We start from the raw sequence: 26,025 nt of genomic DNA, 5'->3' as shown, positions 1-26,025 counted from the left end.
AGTTCGAGGTTGCCTTGGGCCGTGCGCAGCAGGCCTATGTGGCGGCGCAATTCGTGGGTTACGTGGCGCTAGGCAGCTATCTGATGGAGGTGGCCGAGCGCGTGCCAACCGCCGCCCTGGTACTTGGCTGGGCGCAGATGGCGTTTGGCTTGTTCGTACTTGGCGCGCTGCTGGAGAACCGACCATGGGCCATACGCCTGGAGTTGGTACGGTTGCTGGCAAATGCGCCGGCGCTTTACCTGGCGGGCGCACTGGGCCTAGCGGTGGTCGTGCCGCCGACCTGGTTGTTCCTCGTGGCTTACAGCCTGCTCAGCCTCTGGGGCCTGGGCTTTGCCCGCCGCCTTGCGCTCCGCGCGCAACGTGCGGAAGCGCCGGCGCAGCCACAACAGGCCGCCCAGCGCCAACAGGCCACCGAGCACCCATAGCTCGTAGCGCTTCACGTTGCCCAGCAGGCCTTCGAGGATGGCGCCGAAGTGATACGCGGCCGCGCCCAGGGCCACTGCCCAGATGGCCGCGCCGATACCATTCAGCAGCAGGTAGCGGCGTGGCGGGTAGCCGGACAGGCCAATGGCCACCGGCATGACCGTGCGCAAGCCATAGACGAAGCGGAAACTCAGTACCCAGATGTCGGGGTGGCGACGGATGTGGTCCAGCGCCCGGTCACCCATCGCCTGCCAGCGTGGCTTGCGCGCCAGGATCCTGCGCCCGTGGCGGCGGCCCATGAAGTACCACAGCTGGTCGCCGGCATAGCTGCCGAAAAATGCCACCAGACACACCAGGTTGATGTCCATGTAACCGCGGAACGCAAGGAATCCTGCAAGCACCAGGATGGTCTCGCCTTCGAAGAAGGTGCCTAGAAAAAGGGCGAAGTAGCCGAAATCCTGCAGGAATTGTTGAAGCATTTTCTGAGGTGCTGGCGAAATGAACGCGAAGCCTACCCCTTCGCGCGCGTTCGTGAAAGTGTCCAGATGTGTCTCGACATGAACAATTCCTGCTTGGAGAATGCCAGAAGCCACGCGCCACGGCTTGCCCTGGCGTGTAACACAGGCGTCATAATGGGCGCTTATCTTGCCGCTCAATAGATGATAGGGCGTTAACGTCCTCAGGAACGCCAGATGAATAATGAAGTGCTAACCCCTGTCGCGATCAAGGATGCTCAGGAACTCCCCGAAGAGATGGTGCAGACCCCGCCAGACCTGCCGCCAGCGCCCCTGCCTGCCGAACCGGTGGCAGAGACTGCGGCCCCGGCCCCTGCGCCGGCCCCGGCGATCGTCATCCCAGGCCTGGACGACAGCAGCCTGTACATTCATCGCGAACTCTCGCAGCTGCAGTTCAATATCCGTGTGCTGGAGCAGGCGCTGGACGAGAACTACCCGCTGCTCGAACGCCTCAAGTTCCTGTTGATCTTCTCTAGCAACCTCGACGAATTCTTCGAGATCCGCGTCGCCGGCCTGAAGAAGCAGATCAACTTTGCCCGTGAACAGGCCGGTGCCGACGGCCTGCAGCCGCACCAGGCGCTGGCGCGTATCAGCGACCTGGTGCACAGCGAAGTGGAGCGCCAGTACGCGATCCTCAACGACGTGCTGCTGCCCGAGCTGGAAAAGCACCATATCCGCTTCATCCGCCGGCGTTACTGGACGCCCAAGCTCAAGACCTGGGTGCGCCGCTACTTCCGCGACGAGATCGCCCCGATCATCACCCCGATCGGCCTCGACCCGACCCACCCGTTCCCGCTGCTGGTGAACAAGAGTCTCAACTTCATCGTCGAGCTCGAGGGTGTCGACGCCTTCGGCCGCGATTCGGGCCTGGCGATCATCCCGGCCCCGCGCCTGCTGCCGCGGGTCATCCGCGTGCCGGAAGAGGTGGGTGGCCCGGGCGCCAACTACGTGTTCCTGTCGTCGATGATCCACGCGCACGCCGACGACTTGTTCCAGGGCATGAAGGTGAAGGGCTGCTACCAGTTCCGCCTGACCCGTAACGCCGACCTGGCGCTGGACTCCGAAGAGGTCGATGACTTGGCCCGCGCCCTGCGCGGCGAGCTGTTCTCGCGCCGCTACGGTGACGCCGTTCGCCTGGAGGTGGCCGACACCTGCCCGAAACACCTGTCGGACTACCTGCTCAAACAGTTCAGCCTCAGCGAAAGCGAGCTTTACCAGGTCAACGGCCCGGTCAACCTTACCCGCCTGTTCAGCATCACTGGCCTGGACAGCCACCCCGAGTTGCAGTACACGCCGTTCACCCCGGCGATCCCCAAGCTGCTGCAGAACGCCGACAACATATTCAGCGTGATCGGCAAGCAGGACATCCTGCTGATGCACCCGTTCGAGTCCTTCACCCCGGTGATCGACCTGCTGCGCCAGGCCGCCAAGGACCCGCACGTGCTTGCCGTGCGCCAGACCCTGTACCGTTCCGGGGCCAACTCGGAAATCGTCGATGCGCTGGTGGACGCGGCGCGTAACGGCAAGGAGGTCACTGCGGTGATCGAGTTGCGGGCGCGCTTCGACGAAGAGTCCAACCTGCAGATGGCCAGCCGCCTGCAAGCGGCCGGTGCGGTGGTGATCTACGGCGTGGTCGGCTTCAAGACCCACGCCAAGATGATGCTGATTCTGCGCCGAGAGCACGGCGAGATTGTGCGTTATGCGCACCTGGGCACCGGTAACTACCACGCCGGCAACGCCCGTCTGTACACCGACTACAGCCTGCTGACCTCCGACGACGCCCTCACCGAGGACGTCGGCAAGCTGTTCAGCCAGTTGATCGGCATGGGCAAGACCCTGCGCATGAAGAAGCTGCTGCACGCGCCGTTCACCCTGAAGAAGGGCATGCTCGACATGATCGCGCGGGAAACCCAGTTCGCCCTCGAAGGCAAGCCGGCGCATATCATCGCCAAGTTCAACTCGCTGACCGATGCGAAGGTCATCAAGGCGCTGTACAAGGCCAGCCAGTCGGGCGTGAAGATCGACCTGGTGGTGCGTGGCATGTGCTGCCTGCGCCCAGGCATTCCGGGGGTTTCGCACAACATTCAGGTGCGCTCGATCATCGGCCGCTTCCTCGAGCACACGCGGGTGTTCTACTTCCTCAATGGCGGCGAAGAGCAGATCTACCTGTCCAGTGCCGACTGGATGGAGCGCAACCTCGACAAGCGCGTCGAAACCTGCTTCCCGGTGGAAGGCAAGAAGCTGTTGCTGCGGGTGAAGAAGGAGCTGGAAGGCTACCTGACCGATAACACCCACGCCTGGACCCTGCAGCCGGACGGGCGCTATGTGCGCAGCACGCCGACCGGCAACCAGAACCCGCGCAGTGCCCAGGCGACCCTGCTGGAGCGCCTGAGCAACCCGGTCCTCAACGTACGCTGAGGACGAAGCCGACCCGGGCCAGCCACTCCGCCTCGTTGGCGAAGTCGGCCTGGGTCAGCTGGTTCTGTTCCAGCCAGCCCTCCGGGAAGGCGACATCGAGGCTGCTGTCGGCAGCCTTGAGCTCGACCTTCGGCATCTGCTGATTGCCACGGATGTGGTGGAACAGGATGGCGAAGCGCAGCAGCACGCACAGGCGCAGCAGCTTGACTCCTTCCTCGCCCAGTTCGGCGATCTTGTCCTTTGGGATGTTGCGGCGATGGCCGCGTACCAGCAAGGCCATCATCTGCTGGTCCTCGCGGGAGAAGCCCGACAGGTCGGAGTGCTCGATCAGGTAGGCGCCGTGCTTGTGGTAATGGTAGTGGGCGATATCCAGGCCGATTTCGTGCACTTTCGCCGCCCAGCCCAGTAGATCGCGCCAGTTCCCGTCTTTGAGGTCCCACGCGTCGGCCACCTGGTCGAAGGCGTGCAATGCCTTGCGCTCGACGCGTGCAGCCTGGCCCTGATCCACGTGGTAGCGCTCCATCAGCGAGTTCAGGGTGCGTTCGCGCACATCTTCGTGGTGGTGGCGGCCCAGCAGGTCGAACAGTACGCCTTCGCGCAGGGCGCCGTCGCAGTGGTCCATGCGCTGCAGTTCCAGGGCATCGAAGATCGCTTCGAGAATCGCCAGGCCCGCCGGGAAGATGGTGCGGCGGTCCGGCTTGACGCCTTCGAAGTCGATCTTGTCGACCTCTCCCAGCTTGAACAGCTTGCGCTTGACCCAGGCCAGCCCTTCGGCGTTGACCTCGCCATTGCCCAGGCCGCCTGCCTTGATGGCGGCGCCGATGGCACGAATGGTACCGGACGAGCCGATGGCCTCGTCCCAGGTCAGGCGGTGCAGGGCATTCTCGATGCTCATCAGCTCCAGGCGCGCGGCGGTGTAGGCCTGGGCGTAGCGGGCCGGGGTTATTTTGCCGTCGCGGAAGTAGCGCTGGGTGAAGCTTACACAGCCCATCTGAAGGCTTTCGCGCAGCAGCGGCTCGAAGCGCTGGCCGATGATGAACTCGGTACTGCCGCCACCGATATCGGCCACCAGGCGCTTGCCGGGGGTATCGGCCAGGGTGTGCGACACGCCCAGGTAGATCAGGCGCGCTTCTTCACGGCCGGAGATCACCTCGACCGGGTGGCCAAGGATGGCTTCGGCGCGCTGGATGAATTCGTTGCGGTTGCGCGCTTCGCGCAAGGCGTTGGTACCGACGATGCGCACGGAGCCTGCCGGCATGCCGTTGATCAGTTGGGAAAAGCGCTTGAGGCAATCCAGGCCTCGTTCCATTGCCTCTTCACTGAGCATGCGTTCTTCGTCGATGCCAGCGGCCAGCTGAACCTTCTCGCCGAGCCGCTCGAGAATGCGGATTTCGGTATGGTGGGCCTTGGCCACGACCATGTGGAAGCTGTTGGAGCCAAGGTCGATGGCGGCGATCAGGGACAGGTTCTTCGCGATGGTATGCGGCATGATCTGGTTTTTCTCGGTCGTTAACCCGGCAATCGTGCCACGATAGCAGGCTGTCGCCAACGCGTGGTACACAGCCGTTGAGCTGGCCTTGATGCAAGGCAATGTGCCATTCGATGCTATGACGTTTGTATGACAGTTTCGATTCGTGGCGTCTTGCACAACTATAGTTACACTCAATCGTCCGCGGCTTCCTGTAGGAGACGGGTGCGGCTATGATGGGCAACGTTTTTATTGCTTACGACCTTGGAGATTTCCATGAGCGACAAAATCAAACACGTCACCGACGCCAGCTTCGAAGCCGACGTACTGCAGGCTCAAGGCCCGGTGCTGGTCGACTACTGGGCTGAATGGTGCGGCCCATGCAAGATGATCGCTCCGGTTCTGGACGACATCGCTACCACCTACGAGGGCAAGCTGACCGTCGCCAAGCTGAACATCGACGAGAACCAGGAAACCCCGGCCAAGCACGGCGTGCGTGGTATCCCGACGCTTATGCTGTTCAAGAACGGCAACGTCGAAGCCACCAAGGTCGGCGCCCTGTCCAAATCGCAGCTGGCCGCGTTCCTCGACGCCCACCTGTGATGTAAAAAAAGCCCCGCAGATGCGGGGTTTTTTTTGCCTCTGCAAAGGCAGTCTTGCCCATGTAGGAGCAGCCTTGTGCTGCGAAAGGGCCGGTAAGGCTGACGTTGTCGCTGCGGCTGATGGCCTCTTCGCAGCACAAGGCCGCTCCTACAGACAGGTGTGTTGCAGCTGAAAATGGCAGGGCAAAACCACTAGACGCAGAAAAAAGCAAGTGTTACATTCGGCCTCGCACTGCTTCTCCAGTGCCCTCTACACGCCGTCGCCGAAGCATCCCTAATTCGAATCAGTACGCGATCTTGTCGCCATCTAGCGGCGCGGCCTCATTAAGCCAGAAGCTTAATTCTCCCTTCTTACATGATTACGTCATTCCCCTTATGAACCTGACTGAACTCAAGCAAAAGCCGATTACCGATCTTTTGGAAATGGCCGAACAGATGGGCATCGAAAACATGGCCCGTTCGCGCAAACAGGACGTGATTTTCGCCCTGCTGAAGAAGCACGCGAAAAGCGGCGAAGAGATCTCGGGTGACGGCGTGCTGGAGATTCTCCAGGATGGTTTCGGTTTCCTGCGTTCGGCTGATGCGTCCTACCTGGCCGGCCCTGACGATATCTACGTCTCGCCCAGCCAGATCCGCCGCTTCAACCTGCGTACCGGCGACACCATCGTCGGCAAGATCCGCCCGCCGAAGGAAGGGGAGCGTTACTTCGCCCTGCTGAAGGTCGACACCATCAACTTCGACCGCCCGGAAAACGCGAAGAACAAGATCCTGTTCGAAAACCTGACGCCGCTGTTCCCGAACAAGCGCCTGAAGATGGAAGCCGGTAACGGCTCCACCGAAGACCTGACCGGCCGCGTCATCGACCTGTGCGCCCCGATCGGCAAAGGCCAGCGTGGCCTGATCGTTGCTCCGCCGAAAGCGGGCAAAACGATCATGTTGCAGAACATCGCGGCCAACATCACCCGTAACAACCCCGAGTGCCACCTGATCGTTCTGCTGATCGACGAGCGCCCGGAAGAAGTGACCGAAATGCAGCGCACCGTGCGCGGCGAAGTGGTTGCCTCCACCTTCGACGAGCCGCCAACCCGCCACGTGCAGGTTGCCGAAATGGTAATCGAGAAGGCCAAGCGCCTGGTCGAGCACAAGAAGGATGTGGTCATCCTGCTGGACTCCATCACCCGTCTGGCGCGTGCCTACAACACCGTGATCCCGAGCTCCGGCAAGGTACTGACCGGTGGTGTCGACGCCCACGCCCTGGAGAAGCCGAAGCGCTTCTTCGGCGCCGCGCGTAACATCGAGGAAGGCGGTTCGCTGACCATCATCGCTACGGCGCTGGTCGAAACCGGCTCGAAGATGGACGAAGTGATCTACGAAGAGTTCAAGGGCACCGGCAACATGGAGCTGCCTCTGGACCGCCGCATCGCCGAGAAGCGCGTGTTCCCGGCCATCAACATCAACCGCTCCGGTACCCGCCGCGAAGAGCTGCTGACTGCCGACGACGAGCTGCAGCGCATGTGGATCCTGCGCAAGTTGCTGCACCCGATGGACGAAATCGCCGCCATTGAGTTCCTGGTCGACAAGCTCAAGCAGACCAAGACCAACGACGAGTTCTTCCTGTCGATGAAGCGCAAGTAAGCGTTTCAGGCCGGATTTGATTGGGGCTGCTTCGCAGCCCATCGCCGGCAAGCCAGCTCCCACAGGTACTGTACAGCTCTTGAAGCTTGTGCGGACTCTGTGGGAGCTGGCTTGCCGGCGATGGGGCGCGAAGCGGCCCCAAGTCATTTTTGGCCATTGGGTACTGAACGGCGCTACACTCTGCACCCCCGACCGATACGGCCAACATGAGGCTTCTGCATGCAGTATCGCGACTTGCGCGACTTCATCCGTGGCCTGGAACAGCGCGGCGAGCTCAAGCGCATCCAGGTTCCGATCTCCCCCGTCCTGGAAATGACCGAGGTCTGCGACCGCACCTTGCGTGCCAAGGGCCCTGCATTGCTGTTCGAAAAGCCCACTGGCTTCGACATCCCGGTGCTGGGCAACCTGTTCGGCACCCCGGAACGTGTGGCCATGGGCATGGGTGCCGAGTCGGTCGATGAACTGCGGGAAATCGGCAAGCTGCTGGCCTTCCTCAAGGAGCCCGAGCCGCCGAAGGGTCTGAAGGATGCCTGGTCCAAGCTTCCGATCTTCAAGAAAGTCGTGTCGATGGCGCCGAAAGTGGTCAAGGACGCGGTGTGTCAGGAAGTGGTCATCGAGGGCGATGACGTCGACCTCGGCGCTCTGCCAATCCAGCACTGCTGGCCGGGCGACGTGGCACCGCTGATCACCTGGGGCCTTACCGTCACCCGCGGCCCGAACAAGGACCGTCAGAACCTGGGCATCTACCGCCAGCAGGTGATCGGCCGCAACAAGGTCATCATGCGCTGGCTCAGCCACCGTGGCGGCGCCCTGGACTACCGCGAATGGTGTGAGAAGAACCCTGGCCAGCCGTTCCCGGTCGCCGTGGCCCTGGGCGCCGACCCGGCCACCATCCTCGGCGCCGTGACCCCGGTGCCGGACACCCTCTCCGAGTATGCCTTCGCCGGCCTGCTGCGTGGCAACCGCACCGAACTGGTCAAGTGCCGGGGCAGCAACCTGCAGGTACCGGCCACCGCCGAAATCATCCTGGAAGGCGTGATCCACCCGGGCGAAATGGCCCCGGAAGGCCCGTATGGCGACCACACCGGCTACTACAACGAAGTGGACAGCTTCCCGGTGTTCACCGTGGAGCGCATCACCCATCGGCAGAAACCGATCTACCACAGCACCTACACCGGCCGGCCGCCAGATGAGCCGGCGATCCTCGGCGTGGCGCTGAACGAAGTGTTTGTGCCGATCCTGCAGAAGCAGTTCCCGGAAATCGTCGATTTCTATCTGCCACCGGAAGGCTGCTCGTATCGCATGGCGGTGGTGACCATGAAGAAGCAGTACCCGGGCCACGCGAAGCGCGTGATGCTGGGTGTGTGGTCGTTCCTGCGACAGTTCATGTACACCAAGTTCGTTATTGTCACCGATGACGATATCAATGCCCGTGACTGGAATGACGTGATCTGGGCCATCACCACACGCATGGACCCCAAGCGTGATACGGTGATGATCGACAACACCCCGATCGACTACCTGGACTTCGCGTCGCCGGTATCCGGGCTGGGGTCGAAGATGGGCCTGGACGCCACGCACAAGTGGCCGGGCGAGACTACACGCGAATGGGGACGGGTCATCGTCAAGGACGAAGCCGTCACCCGCCGTATCGATGAGCTGTGGGATCAGTTGGGAATAGATTGATGCAGGTAACGTTGCAGCCGTCCGGGGCGGTGCTGGCGCTCGAACCCGGGGAACGGATCCTGGATGGAGCGCGGCGGCTGGGCTATGACTGCCCGAACAGCTGCCGCAATGGCAATTGCCATGTCTGCGCCGCGTTGTTGGTCGAAGGCCGGGTACGCCAGGACGGCGAAGTCCGCGACCATGGCGAGCTGTTCACCTGCATTGCCGAACCGCTGGAGGACTGCGTGTTGCTCTGGGATGGTGTGCTCGCCCTTGGCGAGCTGCCGGTGCGCAAACTGGCGTGCAGTGTCAGTGAGTGCGTCGAGGTCGGTGGCGACGTCTGGCGCGTGCGGTTGCGCGCGCCGGCTGGCAGGCCGCCGCGCTACCACGCGGGGCAGTACCTGATGATCGAGCGCGAAGGCGGCAAGCAGGCGGCGTTTTCGCTGGCTTCCGCACCCCATGCCGGGCGCGAGCTGGAGCTGCATGTGCTGGCGCGCGAGCCCAGTGCGCTGCAACTTATCGAGCAGCTCAAGCGCGACGGCCTGGCGCGCATTGAAATGCCGTTCGGTGACACCCACCTGGCCGAGTTGCCCGATGGGCCGCTGGTGTTGATCGCTGCTGGCACCGGCATGGGCCAGATGCACAGCCTGGTCGAGCATTGCCGGGCACAGGGTTTCAAGCACCCGGTGCACCTGTACTGGGGCGTGCGTCGGCCCGAGGACTTCTACCAGATCGAGCACTGGGACGAATGGCAGCGCCTGCCCAACCTGTTCTTGCACCAGGTGGTCAGCGACCTGTGCGGTTGGGAAGGCCGTTGCGGCATGCTGCATGAGGCGGTCTGCGAAGACATCGCCGATCTCAACAGCGTGCATGTATATGCCAGCGGCTCGCCGAACATGATCTATGCCACTCTCGACGCCCTGGTCGAAGCCGGGATGGATGCGCACCGTATGCGCGCCGATGTGTTTGCCTACGCACCACGCGGCTAATAACCGAAGTTTGAAATTATGGGTATAAGGCGGTAATTGTTACCGCCTTGGCTAATAACTTTCACAGTTGCCGAAACAGTACTTTCCAGTCGTCGGGAGCGCGGATGAAACTCTGGCGCGAGGGCTTGAGTATTCCTGCACTTCTGTCCTATGGTTACTGCAAGCGCCCTTGGTACAGAGGCTGGGGGCGCATCGTAATCGAATCTCGCTACATCCGTAGTTCACAGGGATAATGGCGGCAGCTTATGTCGGCACTTGAAAGTATGTCCTGGGAAGTTTCATATCCACCGACACTCGACTTCGGTCAGCAACATACTCGCGAACAGTTGTTCAATTCCATGAAGACAACCATGTCTCGCCATCAGGGTGGGCCGGTGTGGCTGTTCGCCTATGGTTCCTTGATCTGGCGACCGGAGTGCAACTCGGTGGAACGCCAACGCGCGCGGGTGCATGGTTACCACCGTGGCTTGTACCTGTGGTCGCATGAGCACCGTGGCACCCCGGAAACCCCTGGCCTGGTGTTCGGCCTGGACCGTGGTGGCTCCTGCAGCGGTTTTGCCTATCGGCTGGATGACAGCTGCCTGGACGATTCGCTGATGGCCTTGTGGCAGCGCGAGATGCCGTACCCGGCGTACCGGCCGCACTGGCTCAGCTGCCGGTTGGATGATGGCAGCAAGGTGCAGGCCCTGGGCTTCGTGCTGGAGCGGCATTTGCCGTGCTATGCCGGGAACCTGCCGGACACCCTGCTAAGCCAGATCCTGGCCAGTGCCAAGGGGCGCTATGGCACCACGCGTGATTATGTCGAGCAGACCCTGAATGCCCTGCGCAGCCACCAGATGCCCGATCGCAACCTGGAGGCGCGTTTCAGGCGCTGCCATAACCTGCGCGAAGTCTGATTGGCCTGCACCAGCCTCTTCGCGGGCACGCCCGCTCCCACAGGTACTCCACTGGCCTTGGACGCTGTGGAGATCCTGTGGGAGCCGGCTTGCCGGCGATAGGGCCCTGACAGGCAACAGATTTCTCAATCCTTACCTGGCCAGCACCACCAACTTACCCACAGCCTGACGCTGCCCCAACTTTTCAATGGCAGCCCCTGCCTCAGCCAGTGGATAAGTCTGCGACACCAGCGGCTTCAACTTGCCTTCGGCATGCCATGCAAACAGCTGTCGGAAGTTGGCCGCATTGTCCTCCGGCTGACGCTGGGCAAACGCCCCCCAGAATACCCCGAGCACCGCCGCACCCTTGAGCAACACCAGGTTGGCCGCCAGCTGCGGGATGGTCCCGCTGGCAAAGCCCACCACCAGCAACCGGCCATTCCAGGCCAGCCCGCGCACGGCCTGCTCGAACAACTCGCCACCCACCGGGTCGTAGATCACGTCTACGCCCTGGCCACCGGTCAGGCGCTTGATCTCGTCACGCAGGCTGGCCTGGCTGTAGTCGATCAGTTCATCCGCGCCGGCTGCCTTGGCCACGGCCAGTTTTTCCGCACTGCTGGCGGCCGCGATCACCCGCGCGCCCATGGCCTTGCCGATCTCCACCGCCGCCAGGCCGACCCCGCCGGACGCACCCAGCACCAACAGGGTCTCGCCCGCCTGCAACTGGCCGCGCTGGCGCAGGGCGTGCATGGAGGTGCCGTAGGTCATGCCGAATGCCGCGGCAGTGGTGAAGTCCATGCTCGCCGGGATCGGCAACACATTGTAGAGCGGTACCGCCACCTGCTCGGCGAATGCACCCCAGCCGGTCAGCGCCATGACCCGGTCACCGACCTTGAATGCGCCGGCCTTTTCCCCGACTGCGGCCACCACGCCCGCTGCCTCGCCGCCGGGGGAGAACGGCAACGGTGGCTGGAACTGGTACTTGCCTTCGATGATCAGGGTGTCGGGGAAGTTGACCCCGGCGGCCTGCACATCCAGCAGGATCTCGTTTTTCTTCGGCACCGGGCTGGCTACCTCTTCCAGCACCAGGTCGCGCGCCGGGCCCAGGGTTTTGCACAACACAGCTTTCATCGGGGCTATTCCTTTGCGGGTCGTGGCCGATAAGTGTAGGAGGGCCGCCTGCCCGGTCAACGAGCATGGGGCACCCTGATGTGCAGGCATAAGTGGCGGCACAAGCACGGGCTTGGGTTTGAGCGGCATGCTGGGTAAGCTGGCACCAACTGTATTGAGGAGAGAATTCTTGAAAGCGTGGATCTTGATGGTGCTGGCGCTGCTGCTGCCGGCTGCGGCCATGGGCGAGGAAGCCAAGGAAGGGGCGCCGAAAGTCGCCTACATCAGCCTGAGTCCGCCCTTTGTGGGCAACTACGCCCTCGACGGTAGCCCGCGGCTGCGCGTGTACAAGGCCGACGTGGCCCTGCGCGTGACCGGCGACGAAGCCGCCAAGGCGGTGAAGCACCACGAGCCGCTGATCCGCAACCAGCTGGTGGCGCTGTTCACCCAACAGTCGGTGGACAGCATGAGCAACGTCGAGGCCAAGGAGCATCTTCGCCAGGAAGCGCTGAAACAGGTGCAGCAGGTGATGGAAGCCGAAGAGGGCAAACCGATCGTTGAAGACCTGCTGTTCAATAACCTGATCGTGCAGTGATCCGCTCGTTCGAGTTGACGCGCTTCGGGTGGAATCTACTTTCAATGGCCTGGCAGGGACCTGTGGGAGCGGGCAAGCCCGCGAAGCAGGCGGCGCGGTGAGTGGCACCGGCTTCGCCGGTGTTCGCGGGCGTGCCCGCTCCCACAGGGATCGCGCAGACTCTTATATTTGAACCGGGCAAGTGGTCTTGGGTTTTGCTCAGGACGCCAGGCTTCGGCGAAACCGCGCCAGCGCCACGCCGAAGAACACCAGCCCGATCACAGCCAGCGCCAGGATGTCCGGCCACACCACCGTCCAGCCGGCATCACGGAACAGGATTGCGGCGCCAAGGCTGACAAAGTGCGTCGACGGCGACCCTTGCATCACCCACTGCAGCCACTGCGGCATGCTGTCCAGCGGTGTGCTGCCGCCGGACAGCAACAGCATCGGGATGATCACCGGGATTGCCAGCAGGCCGAATTGTGGCGTCGAGCGCGCCAGGGTGGCGAGGAAGATGCCCAGTGCGGTACTGGCGAACAGGTACAGCGCCGTCACGGCCAGGAACAGGCCCATCGAACCGGACAGCGGCACGCCAAGCGCGCCCTTGACCACCACCACCAGCGAAATCCAGGTACAGATCACCACTACCAGCGCGTTGCTGGCAATCTTCGCCAGCATGATTTCCAGCGCGGTCAGCGGTAGCACCAGCAGGTGGTCGAGGGTGCCGTGCTCGCGCTCGCGCAGCAACGCGGTGCCGGTGAGGATGATCGCCAGTATGGTGATGTTGTTGACGATCTGGATCACCGCCAGGAACCAGCCGCCCTCCAGGTTGGGGTTGAACAGAGCCTTGGCGTTTATTAACACCGGGCTCTGTGTGTTGCTGCGCTGGCTGTAGTCGAGCAACTCGCGTTCGAAGATGCGGCCGATGTAGCCGGCACCCATGAACGCCTGGCTCATGGCCGTGGCGTCGACATAGATCTGCAGTTCCGGCGAGCGCCCGGCCAGCAGGTCGCTCTGGAAGTTCACCGGCACGTTGATCACGAAGGTGTACTGGCCGCTGTCCATGGCCTGGTCCAGACGCTGCGGGGCCAGTGGCACGGCGGGCTGGAACTCGGGTGGTTGCAGGGCTTCACCAAGCTTGCGCGATAGCAGGCTGTGGTCTTCGTCCACCATCGCGACACTGGCGTTGTGCACGCCGATCACCGAGCCGGCTGCTGGCATGTAAATGGCCACGCTGAAGGCATACAGCAGGAACAGCAGTAGCACGCTGTCATGGCGCAGGCTGGTCAGCTCTTTCAGGCCAAGACGCAGGGTGTGGTTCAGGCGTGACATATCAGGCCTCCTGCTTCTTCAGCATGGCCAGGCTCAGGCCGGTGAACACGGCAAAAAAGCTGAGCAGGATCAGGCACTGCGGCCACAGCTCGCGCAGTCCCAGCGCTTTGGTGAATGTGCCGACCGCGATATCGAGGAAGTAGCCCGCCGGGAACAGTTGGCCCATCACCGCCGCCGCGCCGTCCAGCGACGAGCGTGGCACGATCAGCCCGGAAAACTGGATGGTCGGCAAGCTGGTGATGATCATGGTGCCCAGGATGGCGGCGATCTGGGTGCGGGTGAAGGCCGAGATCAGCAGGCCCAGGCTGGTGGTAGCCAGCAGGTAGGCGACGCCGCCACAGGCCAGGGCCAGCACGCTGCCCTTTAGCGGCACGGCGAACAGCCAGCGGTTCATCGCCACCAGCAGTGCCAGGTTGACCAGGCTCACGGCCAGGTAGGGCATCTGCTTGCCGAGGAGGAACTCCAGGCGGGTGAGGGGTGTGGCGTAGAAGTTGGTGATGGAGCCGAGCTCTTTCTCGCGGACGATACCCAGCGCGGTGAGCATGGCCGGGATGAAGGCCAGGATCAGCGCCATTACCCCAGGGCCGATGGCGTTCACGCTGACCACATCCTGGTTGTAGCGAAAACGGGTTTCCAGGCGCACCAGGTCCTGGCGCGGCTGCGGCTGTGGGCTGGCTTTGGCTAGTTGCTCGAGATTGGCCTGGTGCACGGCTTCCACGTAATTGCGGCTGGTTTCGGCGCGGAACGGCATACCGCCATCGAGCCAGGCGGCCACCACCGGTTGACGCCCGGCGTAGAGGTCGCGGCCGAAGCCGGGTGGAATTTCCAGTGCCAGTTTGATTTCCGAGCGCTGCAGGCGCTGGTGCATTTCGCGGGTGTCGCGGATGGGCGCCTGTTCGGCGAAATAGCGTGAACCACGGAAGGCTTCGAGGTAGGCCCGGCTTTGCGGGCTCTGGTCCTGGTCGTGTACGGCGAAGGCGAGGTTTTCCACATCCAGTGAAATGCCATAGCCGAAGATCACCATCATGAACATCGCCCCCAGCAGGGCGAAGGCCAGGCGCACCTTGTCGCGCAGCAGCTCCTTGCCCTCACGGCTGGCCACCGCCAGCAGGCGACGCAGGCTGAAGCCCTGGCGCAGCGGCGGCGCAGGCGCGTCGGCCTGTTCCAGCACGGCGTTGCCGGTGGCTTGCGGCGCCAGTTCCTGAGCCTGTTCCAGGCAGCGCACGAACGCGTCTTCCAGAGTGTTGCCCTGATAGTGGCGTTGCAGGGCATCCGGCGTGTCGCAGGCCAGCACCCGGCCTGCATGCATCAGCGAGATACGGTCGCAGCGCTGGGCTTCGTTCATGAAGTGGGTAGAAAGGAAAATGGTCACGCCCTGCTCGCGTGAAAGCTCCACCAGCAGGCGCCAGAAGTCGTCACGGGCAGCCGGGTCGACGCCGGAGGTGGGTTCGTCGAGGATCAGCACTTCCGGGCGGTGCAGCACCGCTACCGCCAGTGACAGGCGCTGACGCAGGCCGAGGGGCAGGGCACCGGATGGCTGGTCGGCGATGGCAACCAGGTCGAAGCGCTCGATCAGCTCGTCGATGCGCTGGGCGCTCTCGGCCTTGGGCAGGTCGAACAGGCGTGCATGCAGAGTGAGGTTCTGCCGGGTGCTGAGCTCGCCATACAGCGAAAAACTCTGCGACATGAAACCGACCCGCTTGCGCGTGGCCAGGTCGCTGGCATCCACCGGGCGGCCGAGCAGGCTGGCGCTGCCTTCGCTGGCCGGCATCAGGCCGGTGAGCACTTTCATGGTGGTGGTCTTGCCGCAGCCGTTGGAGCCCAGGAAGCCGAAAATCTCCCCGCGGCCAATGGCGAAGCTGACCTTGTTCACGGCAGTGAAATCGCCAAAGCGCAGGGTCAGGTCGTGGGCCTCAATGGCGACCGGGCTGTCAGCGGCCGGGCGCGGCGGGATGATGAGCGGAGGGTGTTGTGCCTTGCCCGCGCCCTGGTAGTGAGTGAAGGCGTCGTCCAGCTTGCCGCTGGGGGTGACTGCGGCCAGCTCATGGCTGGGGCCGGCGGCCAGCAGGCGGCCGCCATCGAGCATCAGGCAATGCTCGAACTGTTCGGCCTCCTCCATGTAGGCGGTGGCCACCAGCAGGGTCAGTTGCGGGCGCTGTGCACGCACCTGTTCGACCAGCTCCCAGAAGCGCCGCCGTGACAGCGGGTCGACGCCGGTGGTCGGCTCGTCGAGGATCAGCAGGTCCGGCTCGTGGATCAGCGCGCAGCACAGGCCAAGCTTCTGCTTCATGCCGCCCGACAGTTTGCCCGCCGGGCGCTCGGCAAAGCGCTGCAGGTCGGTGGCCTGTAGCAGGTTGGCCATTCGCTGTTCGCATTCGCGACGGCCGAGGCCGAACAGGGTGGCGAAAAAGCGAATGTTCTCGCTGATCGACAGCTCCGGATACAGGTTGTTGCCCAGCCCCTGCGGCATGAACGCCACTTTCGGGTACAGCGCCGCGCGATGGCGCCGCTGGCGGATCGAGCCACCCAGCACCTGCAGTTCGCCCTGTTGCAGGCGCTTGACGCCGGCGATCAGCCCCAGCAGGGTCGATTTGCCAGCCCCGTCAGGGCCGATCAGCGCGCAACGGGTGCCCGCCGGCAGGCTGAACCCGAGGGGATGCAGGGCCACCAGGTCGCCGTAGCGATGGCTGATACCCTCGGCCAGCAGTGCCGGGGCGTTCATTGCAGGTTGGCCGGCCAGTCCACCTCAGCCGTGCGTACATAGCCGGCGCCTGGCATGCCCGGCTTGGCCTGCGGCACGGCGCCCGGGTCGGTCAGGCGCAGCTTGACCCGGAACACCAGCTTCTGCCGCTCGTCGCGGGTTTCCACCTGCTTGGGGGTGAACTGGGCCTTGGCCGCGACAAAGGCCACCTTCGCCGGCAGCGCCCGCTCGGGCAGGGCGTCGAGCACGATCCGTGCCTGGTCGCCGACGGTCAGCCGGCCGCTGGTGGAGGCGGGCAGGTAAAGGTTCATGTACTGGTCGCTGGGGTCGATCAACATCAGCACGCGGCCGCCGGCACCCAGCACTTCACCGGGCTCGGCCAGGCGCAGCTGGATGATGCCGTTGATCGGTGCGCGCAGACTGCTGTCGTCGATTTCGCTGGTGAGCTGCGCTACCTGGGCCTCGGCGGCGCCGATGGCGGCCTTGATCGCCGCCAGCTGGGCGCGGGCGGCGACCACGGCGGCGTTGGCTGTGTCGAAGCGCGCCTGCTGTTGGTCGAGCAATTGCTGGCTAGCGTATTTGCGTTGGAAGATCTCACGCACGCGCTTGAGCTCCTGGCTGGCCAGCAGCAGTTCGCTTTGGCGCAGCTGCACGCTGGCCTGGGCGGCGGCGTAGTTTTCCCGGGCGCGCAGCACTTCGGCTTCGGCCTGGCTGCGCTGGGCTTCCATGGTACGGGTGTCGATGCGCGCCAGCAGTTGGCCGCGAGACACCTTGTCACCTTCGTCGACCAGCACCTCGGCCAGGCGGCCAGGGATTTTGCTGGCGATCTGCACTTCGGTGGCTTCCAGGCGGCCGTTGCCCATGCTCAGGCCTTCGGGCAACTGGTCGTGGATCGACTTCCAGTACCCTAGCCCACCGGCTGCTGCGAGTAGGGCGATCAGCGCGGTGGCGAAGATCCTGGGGGCGTATCGGTTCATCGGTCTGCATCCTTGCGGTCATGCACACTGCATCATGGTCCGCGGCCATGCGTAGCGTGTTGATATCGGTCAAGCCCATGACAGGGGCTGCTTCGCAGCCCATCGCCGGCAAGCCAGCTCCCACAGGGGCAGCGCATGGCTTGAGGTCTATGCAGTCGGGGTGGGAGCTGGCTTGCCGGCGATGGGCCGCAGGGCGGCCCCTTTGGTTTATGACCTTAGCCGCAGTTTCAACGCAAAGCGACAATCACCGCCCATTGCTCTGGCGTCACCGGCATTACCGACAGGCGGCTGCCCTTCTGCACCAGCGGCAGTTCGGCCAGGCCTGTCTGCTGTTTCAGCCAGCCTAGCTCCAGCACCCGTGGCAGGGTTTGCACATGGGCCACATCGACCGCGCTCCAAGGGTTCTTGTCGGCCGTGGCCTTGGCATCGTAGTAGGGGCTTTGCGGGTCCAGCGCGGTTGGGTCCGGGTAGGCTGCGCGGGTGATCCTGGCAATGCCGGCGATGCCCGGCTGCGGACAGCTGGAGTGGTAGAAGAAGAACTCGTCGCCAACGCTCATGGCCCGCAGGAAATTGCGTGCCTGATAGTTGCGCACGCCGTCCCAGCGCGCTTCGCCGAGCCGGCTGAGGGCTTCGATGGAGAGCTCGTCGGGCTCGGATTTCATCAGCCAGTGGGCCATGGGAACTGCTCCTGAAAAGGTTTGAAATAACCTGTTGGACGAAACCGACAGCCGGTTGGCGTCAAGGTTTGCGTGCAGACGCAGGTTGTCGGAAAATGCGCCCCGTTTAAAGCGCGATGCTCCGGCAATACCCAGAAAATTGCCGAGCCTGAACAGTTTGCCTGGGGGGCAATCTTCGATGAATCAACGTAACAAGCCGGATCTGCTGTGGATCCTGGTGTTCATTTTTGGCCTGGGTGTGGTCACTACCGGTTATGCGCAAGGGATCTGGGAGCGCAAGCTGGACAACGCCTATCAGATGCCGGTCGACGCCAGCCAGCCGCAACGTTGATGCCCCCGCCGGCGCCGCTCAACGCGGCGCCAGGTACCAGCCACGGTCCGAGACCGTCCCCTGTAGCGGTACGTCCCAACTGGCCTGAGCCAGCCGCTCGACCTTCTGGCATTCATGTGCCAGCCCCAACAGCAATGGTTTTTTCCAGGTCTGGCGACGTGCCTGGTAGGCCAGGCTGCGATCATAGAAACCACCGCCCATTCCCAGGCGACCGCCCACTTCGTCGAAACCGACCAACGGTAGCAGGATCAGGTCCAGCGACCAGATCGGGCGCTGGCGCTTGCGCTCGGTGACCGGCTCGGGAATGCGAAAGCGGTTGGGCTTGAGCTTCTCGCCTTGCTCGAAGCGCTGGAACACCATGCGCGTGCGCGGCCAGGCGTGCAGCACCGGCAGGTAGGTGCGCTTGCCGCGGCGCTGGGCCTCGCGCAGCAGCAGGTAAGGGTCGATTTCGCCATCGTTGGGCAAGTACAGGGCAATGTGCCGGGCGCGTCGGAACAGCGGGTGCTGCGCCAGCTGGCGGTAAAGGCCAAGGGCGGCCTGGCGTTGCTGAGCAGGGGTAAGGGCGCGGCGGGCATTGCGGAGCAAGCGACGGAGCTGGGGGCGGGTGAGCTGCGCGGTGTCGGTCATGGCACGGGCGATCCCAGGTGCTGGCCGACGTGGTCGGCCAATACGAATTGCCCGCCGAAAGGGGCGGGCAAGATAATTCAGGCTCCCCGATAAGACCGCTATCGGTGTAGCCCTTGAACCCGAAAGTTCAAGGTGGAGATTGCAGGGGGCGTTAAGGCTTTCCGTCGGGCGGACATGCACACCGGCCCCAGCGTGCAACCCCCGTGGTTGTGCGTATCGGCTCAGGGACATAACCGACTGGCGCATCCCCCAGGGAGTGGCGCCAGTATACCAATCTCAGCCGATTTTGGTATCCGCGTCGTCGGACAGTGCCTGGTCGACCCGTTCCAGCAGGTCGCGCACCTGTTCGCGGGTGGTGCCGCCTGCCGGGGCATCGTTGCGGTCTTCCTGGCGGTGCAGCATTTCGTGGGTGATGTTCAACGCTGCCATGACCGCGATGCGGTCGGCGCCGATCACCTTGCCGCTGCTGCGGATTTCGCGCATCTTGCCGTCCAGGTAGCGCGCGGCACTGACCAGGTTGTTGCGCTCTTCCGGCGGGCAGATGATCGAATATTCCTTGTCGAGGATCTGCACGGTGACGCTATTGCTTGAACTCATGAGTCTTGCTCCAGAGCCTTGAGGCGTAAAATCATCGACTCGACCTTGCGCTTGGCGATCTCGTTCTTTTCGATGAGGTGGGCGCGCTCTTCGCGCCAGGACTTTTCCTGAGCTACTAGGAGTGCATTTTGCCGTTTTAGTTGCTCGACACGTTCGATCAGCAACTCGAATCGGCTCATCAGTGCCTGCAGGTCGTTCTCTTGCGTGGGTTGCACTCGATTCGCTCCGTCGTTGAGTCACCTGGCGATGATGCCTCTCCCTGGGCGGCGGCGGCCAGTGCCGATGGTCTTGGCGCGCCTGCCGGTGCTAGGATACAAGGTCTCCATTCTAGTCATTGCGCCGTCTGGCGCCTAGCTGCCCATGCCCAATACCCAATCGCCCTACATCGCCTTCGCCATGCTGCTGTCCAGCAATGGCCATCCTGTAACCCCGGCCGAACTGCACGGCCTGCTGATCGGCCGCAGCTGCGCCGGTGCCGGCTTCGACGCCGACGGCTGGCTGGCCGATGCCGCCCAGCTGCTGGAAACCGAGCCCGGTGACACCGTACGCAACGCCCTGGTCGGCCTGCAGGAAATGGTCAAGGGCGAACTGACCAGCGACGACATGGCGATCGTCCTGCTGCTGCCTTCCGACGACGCCGCCCTGAGCGATCGCGCCACCGCGCTAGGCCAGTGGTGCCAAGGCTTCATTACCGGTTTCGGCCTGAATGCCGGTGGCAAGGACCTGTCCGACGAGGCCAAGGAAGTGCTGCAGGACCTGGTGGCCATTTCCCAGGTCCAGGAAGCCCTCGAGGAGTCCGAGGATGGCGAGAGCGATTACATGGAAGTCATGGAATACCTGCGTGTGGCGCCGTTGCTGCTGTTCTCCGAGCTGGCCAAGCCGGCCGCCCCTGCACCCAAGCCATCGCTGCACTGATCAACCAGGGGTAGTCTGCCCATGAGCCACATTCCCAAGGCCGAGTATGCCCGTCGGCGCAAGGCGCTGATGGCGCAGATGGTCCCCAACAGCATCGCCATCCTGCCCGCCGCCGCGGTTGCCATCCGTAACCGCGACGTCGAGCACGTTTACCGCCAGGACAGCGACTTCCAGTACCTCAGTGGTTTCCCCGAGCCGGAAGCGGTGATTGCGCTGATTCCCGGTCGCGAGCATGGCGAATACGTGCTGTTCTGCCGTGAACGCAACCCCGAGCGCGAGCTGTGGGACGGCCTGCGTGCCGGCCAGGAAGGTGCGGTGCGCGATTTTGGCGCAGACGATGCCTTCCCCATCACCGACATCGACGAGATCCTGCCGGGCCTGATCGAAGGCCGTGAGCGGGTATACAGCGCCATGGGCAGCAACCCCGAGTTCGACCGCCGGCTGATGGACTGGATCAACGTGATCCGCTCCAAGGCGCGCCTGGGGGCCCAGCCGCCGAACGAGTTCGTTGCGCTGGATCATCTGCTGCACGACATGCGCCTGTATAAATCGGCAGCGGAAGTGAAGGTGATGCGCGCTGCCGCAGATATCTCGGCGCGGGCCCACGTGCGGGCCATGCAGGCCTGCCGGGCCGGCTTGCACGAATACAGCCTGGAAGCCGAGCTGGACTACGAGTTCCGCAAGGGCGGGGCGAAGATGCCGGCCTACGGCTCGATAGTCGCGGCTGGGCGCAATGGCTGCATCCTGCACTATCAGCAGAACGACGCCCCGCTCAAGGATGGTGACCTGGTGTTGATCGACGCCGGCTGCGAGATCGACTGCTACGCCAGCGACATCACCCGTACCTTCCCTGTCAGCGGGCGTTTTTCGCCCGAGCAGAGGGCCATCTACGAGCTGGTGCTCAAAGCCCAGGCAGCGGCGTTTGCCGAAATCGCCCCTGGCAAGCACTGGAACCACGCCCATGAGGCGACCGTGCGGGTCATCACCGAGGGCCTGGTGGAACTGGGCCTGCTGACGGGCGAGGTGCAGGCGCTGATCGACAGCGAGGCCTATCGTGCCTTCTACATGCACCGCGCCGGGCACTGGCTGGGCATGGATGTGCACGATGTGGGCGAGTACAAGGTAGGCGGCGAGTGGCGGGTGCTTGAACCCGGCATGGCGCTGACCGTCGAGCCGGGCATCTACATAGGCGCCGACAATCAGGCCGTGGCCAAGAAATGGCGCGGCATTGGTGTAAGGATCGAGGATGACGTGGTAGTGACCAGGCAAGGCTGTGAAATCCTGACTTCGGGCGTGCCGCGCACGGTCGCCGAGATCGAGGCGCTGATGCAGGCCGCCCGCAAGGACGTGGCATGAATCGGGTAAACCTGGCGATCATCGGTGGCGGCCTGGTGGGCGCGAGCCTTGCCCTGGCCCTGCAGGCGGGGGCCAAGGCGCGAGGTTGGAAGATCCTGCTGATCGAGCCGTTCGCCCCCGGTGACAGCTTCCAGCCCAGCTACGACGCGCGTTCGTCGGCACTGTCGTTCGGTACCCAGCAGATCTACCAGCAGTTGGGCCTGTGGCAGGCCATCGGCCATCGCGCCGAGCGGATCTTGCAGATTCACGTGTCCGACCGCGGCCGTTTCGGTGCCACCCGCCTGGATGCCCGGGAAGAGGGTGTGCCGGCGCTTGGCTACGTGGTGGAAAACGCCTGGCTGGGCCAGTGCCTTTGGCAAGGGCTGGACAGCGAGGTGGTGAGCTGGCGCTGCCCGGCGGAAGTGACTGCGATGCAGGCCATCGAGGGTGGCTACCGCCTGCAGCTGAACGATGACACCCAGTTGGAGTGCGACCTGGCTGTACTGGCCGACGGTGGCCGTTCCGGCCTGCGCGAACAGCTGGGTATCCACGTGCGCCACACGCCCTACCAACAGAGCGCGCTGATCGCCAACATAACCCCGGGCGAGGCCCACGACGGCCAGGCCTTCGAACGTTTCACCGAAGAAGGCCCCATGGCCCTGCTGCCGCTTCCGGATAACCGCTGCGCGCTGGTCTGGACCCGCCAGGGCATGGACGCGAGGCGTCTGGCCGACATCGACGAGCGCAATTTCCTGCGTGAACTGCAGGGCGTGTTCGGCTATCGCCTGGGCGCCTTGCGCCAGGTCGGCGCGCGGCACCTCTATCCACTGTCGCTGATCGAGGCCCAGGAGCAGGTGCGGCCGCATCTGGTGGTGCTGGGTAACGCCGCGCACAGCCTGCACCCTATTGCCGGCCAAGGCTTCAATCTGTCGCTGCGTGACGTGCAGGCGCTTGCCGAGGCGCTGCTGGCCGGCCCGCAGCAGCCTGGCGACCTGACAACATTGCAGGCCTACCACCAGCGCCAGCGCGTGGACCAGGCCATGACCATCGGCTTTTCCGACCAGGTCACCCGTCTGTTCGGCAGCAGCCAGCCATTGCTGGCCGCCGGCCGCAACCTTGGCCTGCTCGGGCTCGACCTGCTGCCACCGGCCAAAAGCTGGTTCGCCCGCCAGGCCATGGGCCTGGGCACCCGCCCCGATCCGCGAGGTCAGGCATGAGTGACAACACGCGCAGGCTGGCGCGCCGGGCGTGCCTGTTGCGCTGGCGGCTGAACCTGTTCCCGCCGCACCTCGGGGCTGGTATCCGCGTGCAGCACATCAGCCCGGACCTGCGCAGCGTCAAGGTGGCGATGAAGCTGACCCGCTGGAACCGCAACTACGTCGGCACCCAGTGCGGCGGCAGCCTGTACGGGATGGTCGACCCGTTCTACATGCTGCTGTTGATCGAGCAGCTGGGTCGTGACTACATCGTCTGGGACAAGGCCGCCAGCATCGATTTCATTTCGCCGGGCAAAGGCCCGGTGTATGCCGAACTCCACGTCGATGACGCGCTGCTGGACGAAATTCGCCAGCAGACTGCCACCGGCAAGAAGTGCCTGCCGCGTTTGCAGGTCGATATCCGCGACGGCGCCGGCGAGCTGGTGGCGCGGGTCGATAAAACCCTATATGTGCGGCTCAAGCCGCAAGCGAGGCTGGCGTAAGGCATGGAAATGCGCGCAGATCTGTTGATTGTCGGTGCCGGTATGGTCGGCAGCGCCCTGGCCCTGGCGTTGCGCCACAGTGGCTTGCAAATCCTCTTGCTCGACGGCGGCCCGCTGACGGTCAAGCCGTTCGATGCCCAGGCCCCGTTCGAACCGCGTGTCAGCGCGCTGTCGGCAGCCAGCCAGCGCATCCTCGAGCGCCTTGGCGCTTGGGATGGCATCGCCCGCCGGCGTGCCACGCCATACTCGGACATGCATGTATGGGATGGCAGCGGCACCGGGCAGATTCACTTCTCGGCTGCCAGCGTGCATGCTCAAGTGCTCGGCCACATCGTCGAGAACCGGGTGGTGCAGGATGGCCTGCTGGAGCGCCTGCATGACAGCGATATCGGCCTGCTGCCCAATGCGCGGCTCGAACAGCTGCGACGCTCCGGCGACGAGTGGCTGCTGACCCTCGCCGATGGCCGCCAGCTGCGTGCGCCGCTGGTGATCGCGGCCGACGGTGCCAACTCGGCAGTGCGGCGCCTGGCCGGCTGCGCAACCCGCGAGTGGGATTACCTGCACCACGCCATTGTCACCAGCGTGCGTTGCAGCGCCGGGCACCAGGCCACGGCCTGGCAGCGCTTTACCGACGAAGGACCATTGGCGTTCCTGCCGCTGACCCGCGACGACCAGCAGGACTGGTGCTCGATCGTGTGGTCGACCACGCCGGAGCATGCCGAGCAGTTGATGGCGCTGGATGAAGCTGCGTTCCTGAAGGCCCTTGAGCGGGCTTTCGAGGGGCGCCTGGGTGATGTACTGCAAGCCGACCCTCGGGTGTGCGTGCCGCTGCGCCAGCGCCACGCCAAGCGCTATGTGGATGAAGGCCTGGCATTGATCGGCGATGCCGCGCACACCATTCATCCGCTGGCCGGGCAGGGCGTCAACCTGGGCTTCCTCGATGCTGCAGTGCTGGCCGAGGTGCTGGTCAACGCCTGCGAGCGTGGCGAGCGGCTGGCGGATGTGAAGGTACTGAGCCGTTACGAGCGACGGCGCATGCCGCACAACCTGGCGCTGATGGCGGCGATGGAGGGGTTCGAGCGGTTGTTCCAGGCCAACCCGTTGCCGTTGCGCTGGTTGCGTAACAGCGGGTTGAAGCTGGTGGAGCAGATGCCGGAGGCCAAGGCGCTGTTCGTGCGGCAGGCGCTGGGTTTGAGCGGTGATCTGCCGGATCTGGCCAAGGCTTGAGATTGTCGGGGCCGCTTTGCGGCCCTTTCGCCGGCAAGCCAGCTCCCACCTCGACCGCATCGACCTCAAGCCCTGTGCAGTACCTGTGGGAGCTGGCTTGCCGGCGATGGGCTGCACAGCAGCCCCCCTCTGCAACATCCGGTAACGCCTATGTAGATGAGTCGGAAAATGGGATTCACTACCATTTGCGCCTCTCATACGATCCGAGGAGTGCTTTCCATGTTGCCACGCAAGCCCCTACTGGCCGCCCTGGCCCTGACCCTGTTCGGCGGCACCGCCCAGGCAGCGGACGAAGTGGTGGTGTACTCCTCGCGCATCGATGAGCTGATCAAGCCGGTGTTCGATGCCTATACCGCCAAGACTGGGGTCAAGATCAAGTTCATCACCGACAAGGAAGCCCCGCTGATGCAGCGCATCAAGGCCGAGGGCGAAAACGGCGTGGCCGACCTGCTGCTGACCGTCGATGCCGGCAACCTGTGGCAGGCTGAGCAGATGGGCATCCTGCAGCCGATCAAGTCCGACATCATCGACCAGAACATCCCGTCGCAGTACCGCGCCTCGTCCCACGACTGGACCGGCCTGAGCCTGCGCGCGCGCACCATCATCTACTCCACCGAGCGGGTCAAGCCGCAAGAGCTGAGCACCTACGAAGCCCTGGCCGACAAGCAGTGGGAAGGCCGCCTGTGCCTGCGCACGGCGAAGAAGGTGTACAACCAGTCGCTCACCGCCACCCTGATCGAGACCCACGGCGAGGCGAAGACCGAGCAGATCGTCAAAGGCTGGGTCAACAACCTGTCCACCGACGTGTTCTCCGACGACAACGCAGTGATCCAGGCCATCGAGGCCGGCCAGTGCGATGTGGGCGTGGTCAACACCTACTACTACGGTCGCCTGCACAACCAGAACCCGAAACTGCCGGTGAAAATCTTCTGGCCCAACCAGGGTGACCGTGGCGTGCACGTGAACCTGTCGGGTATCGGCCTGACCAAGCATGCGCCACACCCGGAGGCAGCGAAGAAGCTGGTTGAATGGATGACTGGTGAAGAGGCGCAGAAGCTGTTCGCCGACATCAACCAGGAGTTCCCGGCCAACCCGAAGGTCAAGCCATCGGAAGAAGTGGCAGCGTGGGGCAGCTTCAAGGCTGACAGCATTCCGGTTGAAATCGCTGGCAAGCGCCAGGCTGAAGCGATTCGCTTGATGGATCGGGCTGGCTGGAACTAAGCGCCAGGCTTTATCCTTCCGGGGCCTTTCAGGGCCTCTTCGCGGGCATGCCCGCTCCCACAGGATTACTCGATCTCTGTGGGAGCGGGCATGCCCGCGAACGACCGCATAG

24 protein-coding genes and 1 other RNA gene are annotated in these 26,025 nt (G+C 63.9%); 14 read left to right on the top strand and 11 right to left on the bottom strand.

The window, feature by feature from the left end; translation table 11 throughout:
- Positions 1–257: 257 nt before the first annotated feature.
- On the bottom strand, positions 258–902 hold the full coding sequence (locus AC2T3R_RS25305) for a DedA family protein (RefSeq protein WP_015272245.1): 645 nt from the start codon (positions 900–902) through the stop codon (positions 258–260).
- Positions 903–1,115: 213 nt separating this feature from the next.
- Here AC2T3R_RS25305 and ppk1 point away from each other — a divergent pair, with 213 nt between their 5' ends.
- Positions 1,116–3,356 carry a polyphosphate kinase 1 gene (ppk1, locus tag AC2T3R_RS25300; protein ID WP_013974735.1) on the top strand — a complete coding sequence of 747 codons (2,241 nt, stop codon included), beginning with the start codon at positions 1,116–1,118 and terminating at the stop codon, positions 3,354–3,356.
- Here the strand turns inward: ppk1 and ppx are convergent.
- Positions 3,343–4,845 carry an exopolyphosphatase gene (gene ppx / locus AC2T3R_RS25295; RefSeq protein WP_004375529.1) on the bottom strand — a complete coding sequence of 501 codons (1,503 nt, stop codon included), beginning with the start codon at positions 4,843–4,845 and terminating at the stop codon, positions 3,343–3,345. The two genes, ppk1 and ppx, sit on opposite strands and share 14 nt — an antisense overlap.
- 255 nt (positions 4,846–5,100) lie before the next feature.
- On the opposite strand from ppx, the gene trxA reads away from it, so the two are divergent.
- The 5 genes from trxA to AC2T3R_RS25270 all read left to right on the top strand — a co-directional run bounded on the left by trxA (position 5,101) and on the right by AC2T3R_RS25270 (position 10,611).
- On the top strand, positions 5,101–5,427 hold the full coding sequence (gene trxA, locus AC2T3R_RS25290) for a thioredoxin TrxA (protein WP_063424113.1): 327 nt from the start codon (positions 5,101–5,103) through the stop codon (positions 5,425–5,427).
- A gap of 374 nt (positions 5,428–5,801) precedes the next feature.
- Positions 5,802–7,061 carry a transcription termination factor Rho gene (rho, locus tag AC2T3R_RS25285; protein WP_003253661.1) on the top strand — a complete coding sequence of 420 codons (1,260 nt, stop codon included), beginning with the start codon at positions 5,802–5,804 and terminating at the stop codon, positions 7,059–7,061.
- Between the two features lie 219 nt (positions 7,062–7,280).
- Positions 7,281–8,747: a 4-hydroxy-3-polyprenylbenzoate decarboxylase gene (gene ubiD / locus AC2T3R_RS25280; protein ID WP_013974733.1), complete on the top strand. Its 1,467-nt coding sequence runs from the start codon at positions 7,281–7,283 to the stop codon at positions 8,745–8,747.
- Positions 8,747–9,715 carry a CDP-6-deoxy-delta-3,4-glucoseen reductase gene (locus AC2T3R_RS25275; protein ID WP_013974732.1) on the top strand — a complete coding sequence of 323 codons (969 nt, stop codon included), beginning with the start codon at positions 8,747–8,749 and terminating at the stop codon, positions 9,713–9,715. Before ubiD ends, AC2T3R_RS25275 begins: the two co-directional genes overlap by 1 nt.
- A gap of 245 nt (positions 9,716–9,960) precedes the next feature.
- Positions 9,961–10,611, top strand: coding sequence for a gamma-glutamylcyclotransferase (locus tag AC2T3R_RS25270; RefSeq protein ID WP_410951498.1), 651 nt, complete (start codon positions 9,961–9,963; stop codon positions 10,609–10,611).
- A 132-nt stretch (positions 10,612–10,743) separates the two neighbouring features.
- On the opposite strand, the gene AC2T3R_RS25265 is transcribed toward AC2T3R_RS25270, so the two are convergent.
- The gene (locus AC2T3R_RS25265) at positions 10,744–11,721 is read right to left on the bottom strand and encodes an NADPH:quinone oxidoreductase family protein (protein WP_238067063.1); all 978 of its coding nucleotides are present in this window, start codon (positions 11,719–11,721) and stop codon (positions 10,744–10,746) included.
- A gap of 169 nt (positions 11,722–11,890) precedes the next feature.
- On the opposite strand from AC2T3R_RS25265, the gene AC2T3R_RS25260 reads away from it, so the two are divergent.
- Positions 11,891–12,295, top strand: coding sequence for a flagellar basal body-associated protein FliL (locus AC2T3R_RS25260; RefSeq protein ID WP_003259380.1), 405 nt, complete (start codon positions 11,891–11,893; stop codon positions 12,293–12,295).
- Between the two features lie 198 nt (positions 12,296–12,493).
- On the opposite strand, the gene AC2T3R_RS25255 is transcribed toward AC2T3R_RS25260, so the two are convergent.
- The 4 genes from AC2T3R_RS25255 to AC2T3R_RS25240 form a co-directional block, all read right to left on the bottom strand.
- The gene (locus AC2T3R_RS25255; RefSeq protein WP_410951499.1) at positions 12,494–13,606 is read right to left on the bottom strand and encodes an ABC transporter permease; all 1,113 of its coding nucleotides are present in this window, start codon (positions 13,604–13,606) and stop codon (positions 12,494–12,496) included.
- 1 nt (position 13,607) lies between these two features.
- Positions 13,608–16,328 carry a ribosome-associated ATPase/putative transporter RbbA gene (rbbA, locus tag AC2T3R_RS25250; RefSeq protein ID WP_486744412.1) on the bottom strand — a complete coding sequence of 907 codons (2,721 nt, stop codon included), beginning with the start codon at positions 16,326–16,328 and terminating at the stop codon, positions 13,608–13,610.
- Positions 16,325–17,284, bottom strand: coding sequence for an HlyD family secretion protein (locus AC2T3R_RS25245; protein WP_013974726.1), 960 nt, complete (start codon positions 17,282–17,284; stop codon positions 16,325–16,327). The genes rbbA and AC2T3R_RS25245 overlap by 4 nt, the downstream gene beginning before the upstream one ends.
- Before the next feature lie 227 nt (positions 17,285–17,511).
- Positions 17,512–17,961, bottom strand: a complete 450-nt coding sequence (locus tag AC2T3R_RS25240) for an EVE domain-containing protein (protein WP_410951503.1) — start codon at positions 17,959–17,961, stop codon at positions 17,512–17,514.
- A gap of 178 nt (positions 17,962–18,139) precedes the next feature.
- Here AC2T3R_RS25240 and AC2T3R_RS25235 point away from each other — a divergent pair, with 178 nt between their 5' ends.
- The gene (locus AC2T3R_RS25235; RefSeq protein WP_013974724.1) at positions 18,140–18,292 is read left to right on the top strand and encodes a hypothetical protein; all 153 of its coding nucleotides are present in this window, start codon (positions 18,140–18,142) and stop codon (positions 18,290–18,292) included.
- A gap of 18 nt (positions 18,293–18,310) precedes the next feature.
- On the opposite strand, the gene AC2T3R_RS25230 is transcribed toward AC2T3R_RS25235, so the two are convergent.
- The 4 genes from AC2T3R_RS25230 to AC2T3R_RS25215 all read right to left on the bottom strand — a co-directional run bounded on the left by AC2T3R_RS25230 (position 18,311) and on the right by AC2T3R_RS25215 (position 19,695).
- A complete protein-coding gene (locus AC2T3R_RS25230; RefSeq protein ID WP_003259369.1) occupies positions 18,311–18,919 on the bottom strand; it encodes a 5-formyltetrahydrofolate cyclo-ligase in 609 nt (202 codons plus the stop codon).
- Between the two features lie 79 nt (positions 18,920–18,998).
- Positions 18,999–19,178, bottom strand: a non-coding RNA gene (gene ssrS / locus AC2T3R_RS25225) — 6S RNA.
- A gap of 17 nt (positions 19,179–19,195) precedes the next feature.
- On the bottom strand, positions 19,196–19,516 hold the full coding sequence (locus AC2T3R_RS25220; RefSeq protein WP_003259368.1) for a cell division protein ZapA: 321 nt from the start codon (positions 19,514–19,516) through the stop codon (positions 19,196–19,198).
- Positions 19,513–19,695: a TIGR02449 family protein gene (locus AC2T3R_RS25215; protein ID WP_029886233.1), complete on the bottom strand. Its 183-nt coding sequence runs from the start codon at positions 19,693–19,695 to the stop codon at positions 19,513–19,515. Before AC2T3R_RS25215 ends, AC2T3R_RS25220 begins: the two co-directional genes overlap by 4 nt.
- A gap of 181 nt (positions 19,696–19,876) precedes the next feature.
- Between AC2T3R_RS25215 and AC2T3R_RS25210 the strand changes: the two genes are divergently transcribed.
- From AC2T3R_RS25210 to AC2T3R_RS25185, 6 genes are all read left to right on the top strand, one after another.
- Positions 19,877–20,431 (top strand): YecA/YgfB family protein, encoded by a 555-nt coding sequence (locus tag AC2T3R_RS25210; RefSeq protein WP_003259367.1) that lies wholly within the window; start codon positions 19,877–19,879, stop codon positions 20,429–20,431.
- A 21-nt stretch (positions 20,432–20,452) separates the two neighbouring features.
- Positions 20,453–21,787, top strand: a complete 1,335-nt coding sequence (gene pepP / locus AC2T3R_RS25205; protein ID WP_003259366.1) for a Xaa-Pro aminopeptidase — start codon at positions 20,453–20,455, stop codon at positions 21,785–21,787.
- Positions 21,784–22,983 (top strand): 2-octaprenyl-6-methoxyphenyl hydroxylase, encoded by a 1,200-nt coding sequence (gene ubiH / locus AC2T3R_RS25200; protein WP_486744410.1) that lies wholly within the window; start codon positions 21,784–21,786, stop codon positions 22,981–22,983. Before pepP ends, ubiH begins: the two co-directional genes overlap by 4 nt.
- Entirely contained in the window at positions 22,980–23,465 is a 486-nt protein-coding gene (locus AC2T3R_RS25195) for a DUF4442 domain-containing protein (protein ID WP_013974720.1), read from the top strand. Before ubiH ends, AC2T3R_RS25195 begins: the two co-directional genes overlap by 4 nt.
- A 9-nt stretch (positions 23,466–23,474) precedes the next feature.
- Entirely contained in the window at positions 23,475–24,692 is a 1,218-nt protein-coding gene (locus tag AC2T3R_RS25190) for a 2-octaprenyl-3-methyl-6-methoxy-1,4-benzoquinol hydroxylase (protein ID WP_410951505.1), read from the top strand.
- Between the two features lie 219 nt (positions 24,693–24,911).
- Positions 24,912–25,913, top strand: coding sequence for an extracellular solute-binding protein (locus AC2T3R_RS25185; protein ID WP_013974718.1), 1,002 nt, complete (start codon positions 24,912–24,914; stop codon positions 25,911–25,913).
- Positions 25,914–26,025 lie beyond the last annotated feature (112 nt).

This window comes from Pseudomonas sp. PVC-5-1 (assembly GCF_057444345.1).
The sequence above is the reverse complement of the archived record's forward strand: the minus strand, read 5'-3'. Positions and strand labels throughout refer to the sequence as shown.